Annotated in this window: 18 protein-coding genes; 1 reads left to right on the forward strand and 17 read right to left on the reverse strand. The window is 64.8% G+C overall.

The genetic code is table 11. The features are described from left to right. Window positions 1-133: 133 nt before the first annotated feature. From ACN6PJ_RS30335 to ACN6PJ_RS30415, 17 genes are all read right to left on the reverse strand, one after another. Window positions 134-442 (reverse strand): helix-turn-helix transcriptional regulator, encoded by a 309-nt coding sequence (locus ACN6PJ_RS30335; protein ID WP_427999366.1) that lies wholly within the window; start codon window positions 440-442, stop codon window positions 134-136. Further along, on the reverse strand, window positions 382-840 hold the full coding sequence (locus ACN6PJ_RS30340; protein ID WP_427999367.1) for a hypothetical protein: 459 nt from the start codon (window positions 838-840) through the stop codon (window positions 382-384). The genes ACN6PJ_RS30335 and ACN6PJ_RS30340 overlap by 61 nt, the downstream gene beginning before the upstream one ends. Continuing rightward, window positions 833-1,162 (reverse strand): hypothetical protein, encoded by a 330-nt coding sequence (locus ACN6PJ_RS30345; RefSeq protein ID WP_427999368.1) that lies wholly within the window; start codon window positions 1,160-1,162, stop codon window positions 833-835. The genes ACN6PJ_RS30340 and ACN6PJ_RS30345 overlap by 8 nt, the downstream gene beginning before the upstream one ends. Then, entirely contained in the window at window positions 1,155-2,438 is a 1,284-nt protein-coding gene (locus tag ACN6PJ_RS30350) for a hypothetical protein (RefSeq protein ID WP_427999369.1), read from the reverse strand. The genes ACN6PJ_RS30345 and ACN6PJ_RS30350 overlap by 8 nt, the downstream gene beginning before the upstream one ends. After that, window positions 2,435-3,010: a hypothetical protein gene (locus tag ACN6PJ_RS30355; RefSeq protein WP_427999370.1), complete on the reverse strand. Its 576-nt coding sequence runs from the start codon at window positions 3,008-3,010 to the stop codon at window positions 2,435-2,437. The genes ACN6PJ_RS30350 and ACN6PJ_RS30355 overlap by 4 nt, the downstream gene beginning before the upstream one ends. Next, window positions 3,010-3,789 (reverse strand): hypothetical protein, encoded by a 780-nt coding sequence (locus ACN6PJ_RS30360; protein WP_427999371.1) that lies wholly within the window; start codon window positions 3,787-3,789, stop codon window positions 3,010-3,012. The genes ACN6PJ_RS30355 and ACN6PJ_RS30360 overlap by 1 nt, the downstream gene beginning before the upstream one ends. Before the next feature lie 2 nt (window positions 3,790-3,791). Then, complete coding sequence (locus ACN6PJ_RS30365; protein WP_427999372.1) at window positions 3,792-4,292, reverse strand: hypothetical protein; 501 nt, start codon at window positions 4,290-4,292, stop codon at window positions 3,792-3,794. Beyond that, window positions 4,289-4,891 carry a hypothetical protein gene (locus tag ACN6PJ_RS30370; RefSeq protein ID WP_427999373.1) on the reverse strand — a complete coding sequence of 201 codons (603 nt, stop codon included), beginning with the start codon at window positions 4,889-4,891 and terminating at the stop codon, window positions 4,289-4,291. The genes ACN6PJ_RS30365 and ACN6PJ_RS30370 overlap by 4 nt, the downstream gene beginning before the upstream one ends. Window positions 4,892-4,972: 81 nt before the next feature. Beyond that, window positions 4,973-5,503 (reverse strand): hypothetical protein, encoded by a 531-nt coding sequence (locus tag ACN6PJ_RS30375; protein WP_427999374.1) that lies wholly within the window; start codon window positions 5,501-5,503, stop codon window positions 4,973-4,975. Between the two features lie 30 nt (window positions 5,504-5,533). Continuing rightward, window positions 5,534-6,628, reverse strand: coding sequence for a hypothetical protein (locus ACN6PJ_RS30380; protein WP_427999375.1), 1,095 nt, complete (start codon window positions 6,626-6,628; stop codon window positions 5,534-5,536). 2 nt (window positions 6,629-6,630) lie between these two features. Next, window positions 6,631-7,536 (reverse strand): PD-(D/E)XK nuclease-like domain-containing protein, encoded by a 906-nt coding sequence (locus tag ACN6PJ_RS30385; protein ID WP_427999376.1) that lies wholly within the window; start codon window positions 7,534-7,536, stop codon window positions 6,631-6,633. After that, the gene (locus ACN6PJ_RS30390) at window positions 7,533-7,883 is read right to left on the reverse strand and encodes a hypothetical protein (protein WP_427999377.1); all 351 of its coding nucleotides are present in this window, start codon (window positions 7,881-7,883) and stop codon (window positions 7,533-7,535) included. Before ACN6PJ_RS30390 ends, ACN6PJ_RS30385 begins: the two co-directional genes overlap by 4 nt. A gap of 2 nt (window positions 7,884-7,885) precedes the next feature. Further along, on the reverse strand, window positions 7,886-8,053 hold the full coding sequence (locus ACN6PJ_RS30395) for a hypothetical protein (RefSeq protein WP_427999378.1): 168 nt from the start codon (window positions 8,051-8,053) through the stop codon (window positions 7,886-7,888). After that, window positions 8,050-8,415: a hypothetical protein gene (locus tag ACN6PJ_RS30400; protein WP_427999379.1), complete on the reverse strand. Its 366-nt coding sequence runs from the start codon at window positions 8,413-8,415 to the stop codon at window positions 8,050-8,052. The genes ACN6PJ_RS30395 and ACN6PJ_RS30400 overlap by 4 nt, the downstream gene beginning before the upstream one ends. Window positions 8,416-8,418: 3 nt before the next feature. After that, on the reverse strand, window positions 8,419-8,652 hold the full coding sequence (locus ACN6PJ_RS30405; protein ID WP_192355041.1) for a hypothetical protein: 234 nt from the start codon (window positions 8,650-8,652) through the stop codon (window positions 8,419-8,421). Window positions 8,653-8,688: 36 nt separating this feature from the next. Further along, the gene (locus tag ACN6PJ_RS30410; protein WP_427999380.1) at window positions 8,689-8,844 is read right to left on the reverse strand and encodes a hypothetical protein; all 156 of its coding nucleotides are present in this window, start codon (window positions 8,842-8,844) and stop codon (window positions 8,689-8,691) included. Between the two features lie 597 nt (window positions 8,845-9,441). Further along, window positions 9,442-9,840: a helix-turn-helix domain-containing protein gene (locus tag ACN6PJ_RS30415; protein WP_427999381.1), complete on the reverse strand. Its 399-nt coding sequence runs from the start codon at window positions 9,838-9,840 to the stop codon at window positions 9,442-9,444. A 103-nt stretch (window positions 9,841-9,943) separates the two neighbouring features. Between ACN6PJ_RS30415 and ACN6PJ_RS30420 the strand changes: the two genes are divergently transcribed. Next, window positions 9,944-10,153 (forward strand): hypothetical protein, encoded by a 210-nt coding sequence (locus ACN6PJ_RS30420; protein WP_427999382.1) that lies wholly within the window; start codon window positions 9,944-9,946, stop codon window positions 10,151-10,153. Window positions 10,154-10,226: the final 73 nt, after the last annotated feature.

The raw sequence follows: 10,226 nt of genomic DNA on the forward strand, positions 1-10,226 counted from the left end.
CCCCGACGGCCGCTGGGGTGCCCTGGACACGCAGTCCTACCATGCCCTGCGCTCGAACCGCTGGATCGGCTGCTACTACCGGGAATATGCGCTGAAAACAGAAGAGCCGCGACTGGCGCGGCTCTCGGAGGAATCAGGTGGTTTGTTTGTCCCCTGGGGGTACATCTGAGGGTACAAACTGCTTTTCGGCCCACCGGCGGATATCGTCAGGGTTCCACACGACAACCTGGCGGCTGATGGGGGTGCCCTTCGGAAACGTGCCGGCCCTGATGCGTTTATAGATCTCACCCTTGGACAGGCCGACCGCGTGCGACACGTCGGCGATGCGGTACAGAAACTTCGGCGCCGCGGCCGGTGCTTGGTGTTGGGCTGCGTGTGCCATTACTGCTCCTTGTTGTCGGTGGCGCGGGTGGCGCGGGCGGCGCGGCGTCGCACCTCCCATTCCTTGCTGGTCATCCCTACGCCGTTCACCACATCCTCGGGCATGATCGCCTTCGTGCAGTGCGGGCAGAGCGGGGCCATGGTCTTACTGCGCCAGGCCGCGTCCATGCGTTTGGCCGCGCGGCTGATGACGGTGTGCGCGGCATCCTCGCGCAGCTTGTCAGCCTTCGCGTCTAGGAAGTGGTGTCGCTCGACAAGTTGCAGGAAGGCGTCGAACGGGTCCACGTCGGATTCGCAATCCTGGCAGTAGATGCGCCGCTCGTCGGTGTCGAACGCCAGCCGCACATGCTTGCAGGTCGAGGGAGCGCGGCGCGACTTCCCTCGCGCCACGCGCAGGTCGCCGATGTCGACCACCTTCATGCCGTACACGTAATCCATGGGAACGATGGGCTCAGCCATTTGCGCCTCCGTCCTTGTGGTCGGGGTGGGCCCGGGCGCATAGGGCCTCGTACTGGTCTGCACCATATGCCTCATGCGCGTAGGTGGTCGGGAAGGCTCCGCGTGTGCCTTGCTCCACCATCACGTAATGGCAGGTATAGCCAGACTGCGGCGCGGCCGGCACGCGCTTGGTCCAATAGTGCTTGGGCATGCCAAGCGGCCATGCGTAGCCGTCGGCGCGCGCTTGGCGCATGAACTCGTGCGGATCGTGGTGGCCTCGCGACATGAGGATATAGGTGTCGTTGCCTACGTTCTCGATATCCAGCTGATAGGACTTAGGCATTGCCGCTCTCCTTCTGCGCGCCCGGTTGCGCGGACAGGGCGGCGCAAGTCGAGCACCGATAGGGTCGATACCACTTGCGCACGGCCGGGCTGAATTTCCGGTAGCGGCTGTCGGTGATGAACTTGATGTACGCGGGCGTGGTGGACTCCCATGCAATAGCGTCCTGCTGTCGGTCGGCCAGAACGGCGGCGCGGGCATAGGCCTGCATCTGCGACCCGGCGAACATGGCATGGCCACGATGTTCTGGCGGGGACGGCAGAGGCGGCAGCGCCACATCTTCCGATGCCGCTATACCGGCATCGCGCACCGCCTCGCTGGCCTGGGGCGCGGCGCCAAGCTGGACGGCGTCTCCGAGTCTGAACGATTGGTTGTCGCACCAGTGCAATGCCGTATGGTCCTCCGGCGCAAGACCGCAGCGTTCGCATTCCGCCACCGGCTGCGCCTCCCCAGCTACAGGGGCGCCTACCTCATGTCGATCATTCGCTGTTTCATCGACACGTTCGCGGGATATGTCGATGGCGTCACCATGAGCAGGGGCGCTTGCCAGGGCGGAAATCGCTGCTCGCAACTGCTTAATTTCTTCAGCGCCTTTCGCGCACGCCTGGGCATCCAAGGCATCCCATACGTGTTTGCCCGCTGTGTAGTTTGTGCTCATGGCGCGAAGCACGGGCCAGCGAGTCTGACTGGGCAGCGAGGCTACAGGGGCGCTTGCCTGATAACTGGGCGCGCGATCCCTGTTCGTCATGGTTACGGTTTTTCCGTCATCGCTGTAGGTATATTCTGGTGCGGCATCTGCTACAGGGGCGCTTGCTACCCGGTCAGCTTCGCGGCGATCTTGATAAGCCTGCCGTTCTTGGCGTGCTTTCTCCCGCAGAGCCTCGGCCGCCTTCGCCATGGGCGATTCGTCGGCTACAGGGGCGCTTGCCAGGGCGGCGCGGCCCATGCTGTCGCCGAGCGGGTGCGTTGCGGAATAGATCGTGGTGATGCTGCCGTCCGCGTGCGGTTGCATGATGCAGATGGTAGCGTCTCGCCCGGTAGCACTCACGCCGACGTGGATTTCGGCTACAGGGGCGCGCAGCTTTACCAGCGCCTTGTGGGCTTCGTACATGAGCAGGGTTACGCCGTTCTCGCCGCCGGTCCGCCCGATCCACTGCCAGAGCCGGGCTATGACGGTTTCGGGGCTTTGGTAGCCGTGCCGCTGGATGACTGCGTTGACGTATTCGTCGCTCAGCGGGTCTTGCTCTGCTGCCTGGGCGGCGTTGTTCTGGTTGGTCATGCTGCGATCCTTTTCTCAATGCGGCAGCGCCGCGCTACCTCGACCAGCCACGCGGCCAACTCGGGGGGGGTATGCTCGCGCTCTGCCTTGGTGATATGCGGGCGGCAGTCCTGGCGCTTGCTCGACTGGACGACGTGGGTTGCATCGCCCAGCACCAACGGGACCGGTGGCATATCCGCAGGCGCAACGCCGACGATGTAGAACCACGTCGCCTTTTCGGCCTTGTGGCCCCACCACATCTGCGGGGCGGCGAAGGTCCAGCCCCCGTATTGGTCGCGGGCGCCACCAGGAAGCGGCAGCATCTGGGCAGCCCATAGCGTGCTGCCGGCCGGATGCTCCAGGACGCCGCCGAACTCACGTACCAGGGCCACGGCCAGGCGGGCAAGGTTCATCTCGTCCGGGCGAGGATTGGCGAAGGCCCGAAGTCGGCCCCATGCCCGGCAAGGCGGGTGTGCCACCACCGGCATGCCGCCTTGAAACGTCCTGGCGTCCCGGTCGATGTCGTAGACGTCCACGCCCGACAGAGCCTTGTAGGTGCTGTCCTGGCGGGCGAACAACACGGCAACGTCCATCACGCCTCTCCCTGCTGGGTGGCGAGGGCGGTTTCCGACTTCGGCGTGTACGCCGGGTTGACCGGGAACAGGCGCAGGATGGCGTCGCGCACCTTTTGGGGCTTATCCTCACCCCAACCGGCCGGCGTCACGACGACATAGCCGCCAGTGATCGCCGCGCCTTTGATCGTCGGTAGCGCATCGCCAGCAGCGGGAGCGGCAGAGCCATACGGGCCGCAAAGCGCGTACACGGCGTTCTGAACCAGTGCATCGGGGTCAAAGTCCGGCTCCTTGCCGCACATCGTGGCGCCGCGCACCGCGTAGCGGACGGCGGCCACCACTGCGTCACGCTGAGCGTGCGTCAGGATCGGGGCGGGCAGCTCCTTGGGTTCTTCGGCGCCAGGCGCGTACTCGCGCTCCGCATACAACCAATGGGTTGCAGGCAGCGGGAACGACGCCAGGGCGAAAGCGCTGCCGTCCGGCAGCACGGTAACGCCGTCCTGCGCATCCCCAGGCGCTGAAGGGGATGGTGCGGCGGCAGGGGCGGCGGGCAGCGGCATCCAGTGGGTGGGCACTTCGATTCCTTCCAGCCGGTAGGCCTGGGGCCACTGCGTGAACCAATCCTTGGCGAACAGCGTTTCCTCGTCCCAGGCGTCAAGCTCGTCCTGGGTCATCGGAAACGAATCGGCAGATGTGTAGCTGGCAATGAATTGGCCGCAGTCGCTGCGCCACGCCAGGATCTCGGTGCCGTCCTTCGGAGCAGAACTAATCGGCTTCCAGCCGGCGGGGATGTTCAACATGGTCAGGCTCCGGTGGCGCGCGCGGCGTCCAGTTCAGCAAGGATTCGGGTCTGCTGCAGCAGGTCGGTGGCGTCGTCCTGGTCCAGGCCGGCGCCGATCCTGCGCAGAGTGGGGATTTCAGCGTGCAGGGCGGTCAGCAGCGGCGCGTCGACGGGCATGCCCACCTCCAGGCGCTTGGCCAGCTGGCGCAGGGCCGTGGCCTTGAACTGGCTGCCGTGGCGCGTCGCCCACATGTCGAAGAAGTCGGCCATGCCCACGAGCGCCGGCGCGCTGGCATACCATTGGCCGTCCTCGATGCAGTAGAAGATCGGCACGCCGCGGTCATCGGTGGCCACGGTGCCGTCGCGCTCGATCTGGTCGATGATCGCTTCCAGCGGCGCCAGGGTCTGCTGGGTCTTGATGAGCATGGGCAGGCGCTCGGGACGCGGCCGGCGCGTGGCGCGCACGCGGGCCTGCTGCTTTTCCATCATGCGGCGCTGCTCGCGGTTCATGGCGGGGATCATTGCGCGTTCGCCTTGATGATTTCGGCCTTGCGGCGCTCGTAGTAGGGCGACCAGCTACGGCGGCCGGCGTCGTCCTTGAAGATGCGCACGCCGCGGCGGCGCAGCTGACGGGCGCGCTTGATGCCGATTGGGCGACTGCCGGATGTGAAGACGCTGTCCAGCCATTCCACCGTGTGCTTCGGGTCGTACTTGCGGTAATTGCCGCTGGGCGTGTTGCTGTCGAGCCAGGCCTGCAACTTGGCGGCGGACACCGTGCCGGCGAAGAACACGTAGCACTTGCCCAGCTCTTCCAGGGTGGCAATGCCGACCTCCACCGTGCGCTCAGAGACATGCCCGCCATGTCCGGACGACCACACCTGACCCTGGCAGTGGAAGGTGGTGCCGTCGTCAATCTGAATGTGGAACTCGCGGCCAGCGAACGCATCGCCCTTGCCTTCGCGCCCGGACAGGAAGTCATAGAAGCCGTCGTCGTGCGCGATGAAGTATTGGCCGTAGCGCGTGTAGACCTTTTTGGGCATGACATCCACGACGAGGCAGTAATGCGGCTTGCCCCCGCTGTAGGGCGAGTGCTGGACAATGACGTCGATGATCTTGGGCATGTCGTTCTCGGAATAAGGAGGCCGGGCACCGGCAGCGGTCGGATGGGGGAGGGAGTCCCGCCGCCGGGCCGGCCGAAAGGGTTATTGATCCAGGCCCAGGGATGCCTGCGGTTCCTCGGGAGGCGTCACAGAGAAGACGATGTCCTGCCCGTTCTGCATGAAGATCCGGCCCGCTGCCTGCTCGCTCGGCACCATGTCGATGTCGATGGAGCACTCGACGGTGCCTCCGTCCTGTGGATCAAACTGGAAGTTGTCGACCTTCACGTCGTCCAGCACGGTGTCGCTGGGTCCGCCCAGCCCGTAGTGCAAGGTGAATTCGGCGCCGACGATCTTCTCGTCGATGACCACCTTGTTTTTCATCTTGGGATGGCGCAGGCGCGGCAGGTAGTTGGGGTCCTGCATGCGCTCGTCGGCTTCGTCGGCCATGTCGTTCTCGCCAGGATGCGGACGGCGATAGAGCGACGATTTGAGCGTGGAATCGACTTCCGACAGGATGTCGTTGGGCGCGCGGAAGGTGAGGCGCAGCGTCATCGCGGGCACATTGGACTGGCCGTGCTTCTCAAGCCGGTTGGTGACCTGCAGGCGGGCGGTTTGCTCGGTGATGGAGAACATGCGGGATTGCTCCTAGGGCTGGGGGAGGGGTTAGGCGGCCGGCGCCAGCTCGGCGCGGCGGTTGTCGTAGGCCTTCTTGAGCGCGTCGTAGTGCTCATCCGGCGCGTCGCGGAAGCCGTCGGCGACCAGGTCCAGGGCGTCGATGGTGGTGGCCTCGGTGATCTGCTGCAGGATGGGCGTGGGGTTGAAGGTGACCGGCGCGTCGGCGGCCGGTAGGTCTTCAGCGGCGGCCTTCTTGCCCTTGATGTCCTTGATGCTGGTGGTGCCGGGCTTCTTGGCCGCTTCGCCGGTCTTGGCCTCCATCGCATCGCGCCATGACGCCTCGCCATCGCGGATCGCCGCATACAGCGCGCGCAGGTCCTTGAGTTCGCTGGGGTCCAGCGTGCCGGCGTCGTGGCCGAGGTATTCCTTCAACTGCTCGGCGCGCACGCCGATGGCCGAAAATGCATCGAACAGCTTTCGCTTGGCCGCGTCCGGGTCTTCGGCGTCGGCGCGTTCCTGCGTCTCCATGACGATTTCCATGCACTCGTCCACGATGTCGCCGGGGATCAGGCGCAGCCCCAGCGTGCGCACAGCCTTCGAAATCAGCGCTTGCTGCTTGTTGATGATGTCGTCGTCGGTGGCTTCCAGGATGTAGACGGTGTCGCCGTAGCTGTTGGTGCGGGTGCGCAGCACCTGGTCGCCTTCCTTGCGCTGGCGCCGCTCGATGGTCTTGGTGATGGTCACGTCCTGGGCGTAGGGGACATTGGCCTCCAGGTCGGTGACGGTCACGCGCACGATGCGCTTCTCGCGGTCGTCGTAGACAGTCATCGTCTCGACCGTGATGTTGGTCATGTTGCGAACGGCGGCCTCGGCGAAGCGGATGGAGGGGCCGGACGGCCACTTGCTCTTGTCCCGGCCGATCGGCTTCTGGTAGCGCGCGACCGCGGCGAACGACGGGCGGCGGCACTCCTTCAGCATCTTTTCGCGCACCACGTCCATGTCGCGCGGCCGGCGGATCGCCATGATGTAGCGCGCCTCGACCATCGCCTTGGCCTGGCTGGCAACGGCGGCCGATGCCGTCTCGATGCCGGTGTTGGCCACCATGTTGGAAAATTCGTTCTGTTGGGTGACAAGCTGGTTCATGGTCAGTCCTTGGATGCCCAGGCGGGCAGGGAAACTTGATGGATGGCCGCGCCGTAGCCCGGCCATTCGTTGGAGGCCAGACAGCGCGCGTACACGTCCAGGTCTCGGCGGTACTGGATGCGGCCCACGTCACGGCCAGGCACGTCCAGCATCACAGCGCTGGCCGCATAGGGCCATTCCGTCTCGACGGCCACGAACACGAAGGCCAGCACTTCCAGGCCGCTGGCGCGCGCGAAGCCGTCGCTGTAGAACGCGTCCTGCACGTGGTAGCGCTTGCGGGCGATCTGGCGGGCGAACTCGGCCGGGCTGGCGTCGCTGTAGGTCTTGACGTCCAGCAGGATCACGCCGTTGTCGCCGGCTGGATGCACCCAGTCAGGACGGCAGCGGCACAGCACGCCGGTGTCAGGGTCGATCCAGTAGGCGGACACCTCGGGCCGGCCGGCGGCCAGCGCCTCAGCCACGTCCGGCAGGCGGCGCACGCTCTCGGCCTGGCGCAAGGCGGTCTCGCGCTGGTCGTGCGTGATCACCAGGCGGCCGGCGTTCTCGGCATTCCATTCGGCCCACCACTTCTGGCGCGCAATGCTGCTCTCGCTGGGGTTCTTCGCGTTGAGCATGGCTTCGGTCGGCCGATCCGGCGCGTCGGCGGGCAGCACGGCATAGCGCTTGTCGAACTCGGCCGGCTCCAGGATGGCGCAGTGCGCGAGCTGGCCCTCGAGCTGGCCGGCGCGCTCCTTCTCGGGCGGCCGCGCCGGGTCCAGGTGCAGGGCGTAGAACGTCGCCGGCGAGCGCGCCACGTGGTCCAGGCCGGTCTTGCTGATGCCGGCGCCGCGGTGGTACGCCTCGATGTCCTGGCCGTCGATCGTGCACGGCGCGTCGATCAGGCTCACGGCTTCGGTGATGGCGTTCATGCTGCGTCCGATTCGGTGATGAGATAGTTCTCAAGCGATCTGATTTTTCGCTCGTAGGCCGCGATATGGAGCCGCGCCCAGGCGTCGTCCAGCTGCTCGGATTGCTCGCGGTACGCTGCGATGCGAGCGAGCGTCTCGTCGCGCCTCGTGCTGATCCAGTAGGACTTGAGGCGTTCCTCGATCAAGTCCAGTACTTGGCTGGGGGGAACGCCGTCGATGTCTGGCTCTTCGTCTTCAGGCCAGGTCTCAGACAGCCCCTTGCCGTCAGGCATGCGCATCTGCACGCACCATTGCTTCTCAGCGGTGTTCGCGAAGTTGTATCGGCCGAGCGTCTTGGTGATGTACATGTTCATTCCTTGGCAGCCACGGCAGTCTTGCCGCAGCCTTCGCAGGCGGTGAGGGTGGATTCGTCGCGCTGCTGGCGCTCGCCGTAGCCGAAGACCAGAGCGGTCAGCACAGCGGCGACGATGAAAGCGGACAGGCGCGCGTCGCGGTCGCGCAGGAGGCGGCGGATCATTTGCGCACCGCCTCTTCAAACGACACATCCAACTGGCGATCCGGATCTTCGATCGCGTCGGCCAGCGTCTCGACGTAGTGCGCGCTGGCGCCGTCCATGAACTTGGTGAACAGCTCGCCGATGCGGCCGAACGTGTCGCCCAGGGCATAGGCCTTGGCCACCGCCTCAAAGGCTTCGGTCAGCGCCGGATCGCCGATGCTGTCCTCGTAGACCGCATGCGCGGCGGGCTGGCGGTTCTCGCCGGTGCCGCAGTAGCGCACGACTTCCTGCATGCCATGGCGAAGCGCCATGCGGACATCCCAGGTCAGGTCCATGCGCAGTTCCTGCTCGGGGGAAAGGCGGATTTCAGGGCGGGCGTTCATGGCTCAGTTCCTCGCAGCCAATTCCGCCTCGCGCGCCATGCCCTGGTAGTGCTTCAGGATCTTGGCGTCCTCGGCGTACTTGTCGAACTCAGCGCGGAAAGCCAGCTGCAGGCGGCCGCGGTTGACCGGGTCAGCCAGGCACCACAGGTGCGCAAGCTGCTTGATGAACGTGCCGCCATAGGCCTGCATCGTGCTGATGGCCTGCTCGGCGGTGGTCGCGTCGAAGATGATGGACATGGTGTCTCCTAGCCCCGGCACCCGGGGCGGGTGGGGTTAGGCAGAGGCCTGCGCCACGATGTGGCCGGCGAACACGACGGGGTCAATCAGGCCGCGCTGCTGAGCCTGTTCAAGCGCTTCGTCCGCGCTGGCGGCTTTGACATGGTCAACGGCGATTGCGCCGTGGTTGATATGGCAAACCGTGAAGTCCATCGTGTTCTCCCTGTTGCTCACGGGTTGTGAGTGCATGGGAGTGATTAAACACGACGTTTATTTGAGTGTCAACACCGTGTTTAATTCTGGGCGCAAAAAAACCGCCCGGAGGCGGTTGTGGTCAAGCGGTGCGCCTTCGCCAATATGAAAAACCAGCAAGCAACGCAAGCAGGAGAATGGGCGGCCACGCTGATATAGCAATCCAGGTGGCATAGTCAGGATCGGACCTACGAACAGATGCGATAGCGCCAACCGCGCATACCCCGGCCCAAATGAGTAGCCCACGGCGCAGCCACCTGAGCCCGGCATGCGCCTGATCCCTCGTAGCCACAGCGACGGCTATGCCCACGACAAGCAGCACCAGCCAGATCGCTCCGAATTCATACCAGTGCTGCCAGGCGCCAGGCTCCGGCGATGTCTGCGCTTCGGTCCAATTCTGCTTAGTAGCAGGAGACGGCACTGGAGGCAGTTGCGCACGATTCGCTGTGGCCTGGTCAATTTGCTTTTGGTATGCGTCGTCTAGAGCCATATTGAACTCCAATTTCGATGGCCTTCACCGGCAGGCCGTCTTTCCGGATGAGGTAAATGCGTGGCGCCTCACGCGACTTTGTTATTTGCTCCGCTTTTAGGCTCATCGGTGCGCGCCTCCATAGATTCCACGAGCGCTTCCAGCTTGCCTTCAACGTATGCGCGGTCTGCGGCACTTAGCCGCTCGATGCGTTCTATGTCCAACCTGCGAAATGGCCAGGCGTGAATGGCGGGTACCGATCCGCCAACGAACATTGGGCCGGTGCCTGTCGTAACCCACGTCGCATTGACGCCGAATTCCGCCTGGGCGTCCAGAAGCGCTTCCTTAGACGGACCTCGCTTTTCCCAGTTGTTCACATTTTGCGGCGCAACGTTGAGCAGGCGCGCCATTTCACTTTGATCGGCATCGCCAGATAGGCGGGCAGCCGCGCGGGCGGCCTCGTAAAGGCGGGCCATTTGGTCATGCATAGGTTTCATGGCGCGATTGTTGCCGTGCTCAACGATCCGTTGATACACATCACGTTGACCAATAAATAAACATGGTGTTTAATTGAGGGAACTTGGAGCCCCTATGGACAACGACTTGCACCCACATGCCGAAATCATCGATCGCCACGGCGGCCCCACGAAAGTGGCTGAGCTGATGGGGATCCTGGACGAGCCCGGCGCGGTCCAGCGCGTTAGCAATTGGAAGCGCCGCGGCATCCCTGCCGAGGTTCGCCTCGCTCATCCCGACCTGTTCGTGAAGCCGGTTTATGCGCCGGCGCGGGAAGCCGCATGACCGCATCAATGCACCGACGCGCTTTCGCGCCCGTCCGTCGCCCAAGCCGTGCGGTCACGCTCTGCGCGCAGCT

It is taken from the genome of Achromobacter sp. (assembly GCF_050285585.1).
Taxonomy (GTDB): domain Bacteria; phylum Pseudomonadota; class Gammaproteobacteria; order Burkholderiales; family Burkholderiaceae_B; genus Achromobacter.

Coding starts and splice junctions, on each gene's coding strand:
- ACN6PJ_RS30335 (WP_427999366.1), bottom strand. CDS start 442: ATGGGAGGTGCGACGCCGCGCCGCCCGCGCCACCCGCGCCACCGACAA.
- ACN6PJ_RS30340 (WP_427999367.1), bottom strand. CDS start 840: ATGGCTGAGCCCATCGTTCCCATGGATTACGTGTACGGCATGAAGGTG.
- ACN6PJ_RS30345 (WP_427999368.1), bottom strand. CDS start 1,162: ATGCCTAAGTCCTATCAGCTGGATATCGAGAACGTAGGCAACGACACC.
- ACN6PJ_RS30350 (WP_427999369.1), bottom strand. CDS start 2,438: ATGACCAACCAGAACAACGCCGCCCAGGCAGCAGAGCAAGACCCGCTG.
- ACN6PJ_RS30355 (WP_427999370.1), bottom strand. CDS start 3,010: ATGGACGTTGCCGTGTTGTTCGCCCGCCAGGACAGCACCTACAAGGCT.
- ACN6PJ_RS30360 (WP_427999371.1), bottom strand. CDS start 3,789: ATGTTGAACATCCCCGCCGGCTGGAAGCCGATTAGTTCTGCTCCGAAG.
- ACN6PJ_RS30365 (WP_427999372.1), bottom strand. CDS start 4,292: ATGATCCCCGCCATGAACCGCGAGCAGCGCCGCATGATGGAAAAGCAG.
- ACN6PJ_RS30370 (WP_427999373.1), bottom strand. CDS start 4,891: ATGCCCAAGATCATCGACGTCATTGTCCAGCACTCGCCCTACAGCGGG.
- ACN6PJ_RS30375 (WP_427999374.1), bottom strand. CDS start 5,503: ATGTTCTCCATCACCGAGCAAACCGCCCGCCTGCAGGTCACCAACCGG.
- ACN6PJ_RS30380 (WP_427999375.1), bottom strand. CDS start 6,628: ATGAACCAGCTTGTCACCCAACAGAACGAATTTTCCAACATGGTGGCC.
- ACN6PJ_RS30385 (WP_427999376.1), bottom strand. CDS start 7,536: ATGAACGCCATCACCGAAGCCGTGAGCCTGATCGACGCGCCGTGCACG.
- ACN6PJ_RS30390 (WP_427999377.1), bottom strand. CDS start 7,883: ATGTACATCACCAAGACGCTCGGCCGATACAACTTCGCGAACACCGCT.
- ACN6PJ_RS30395 (WP_427999378.1), bottom strand. CDS start 8,053: ATGATCCGCCGCCTCCTGCGCGACCGCGACGCGCGCCTGTCCGCTTTC.
- ACN6PJ_RS30400 (WP_427999379.1), bottom strand. CDS start 8,415: ATGAACGCCCGCCCTGAAATCCGCCTTTCCCCCGAGCAGGAACTGCGC.
- ACN6PJ_RS30405 (WP_192355041.1), bottom strand. CDS start 8,652: ATGTCCATCATCTTCGACGCGACCACCGCCGAGCAGGCCATCAGCACG.
- ACN6PJ_RS30410 (WP_427999380.1), bottom strand. CDS start 8,844: ATGGACTTCACGGTTTGCCATATCAACCACGGCGCAATCGCCGTTGAC.
- ACN6PJ_RS30415 (WP_427999381.1), bottom strand. CDS start 9,840: ATGCATGACCAAATGGCCCGCCTTTACGAGGCCGCCCGCGCGGCTGCC.
- ACN6PJ_RS30420 (WP_427999382.1), top strand. CDS start 9,944: ATGGACAACGACTTGCACCCACATGCCGAAATCATCGATCGCCACGGC.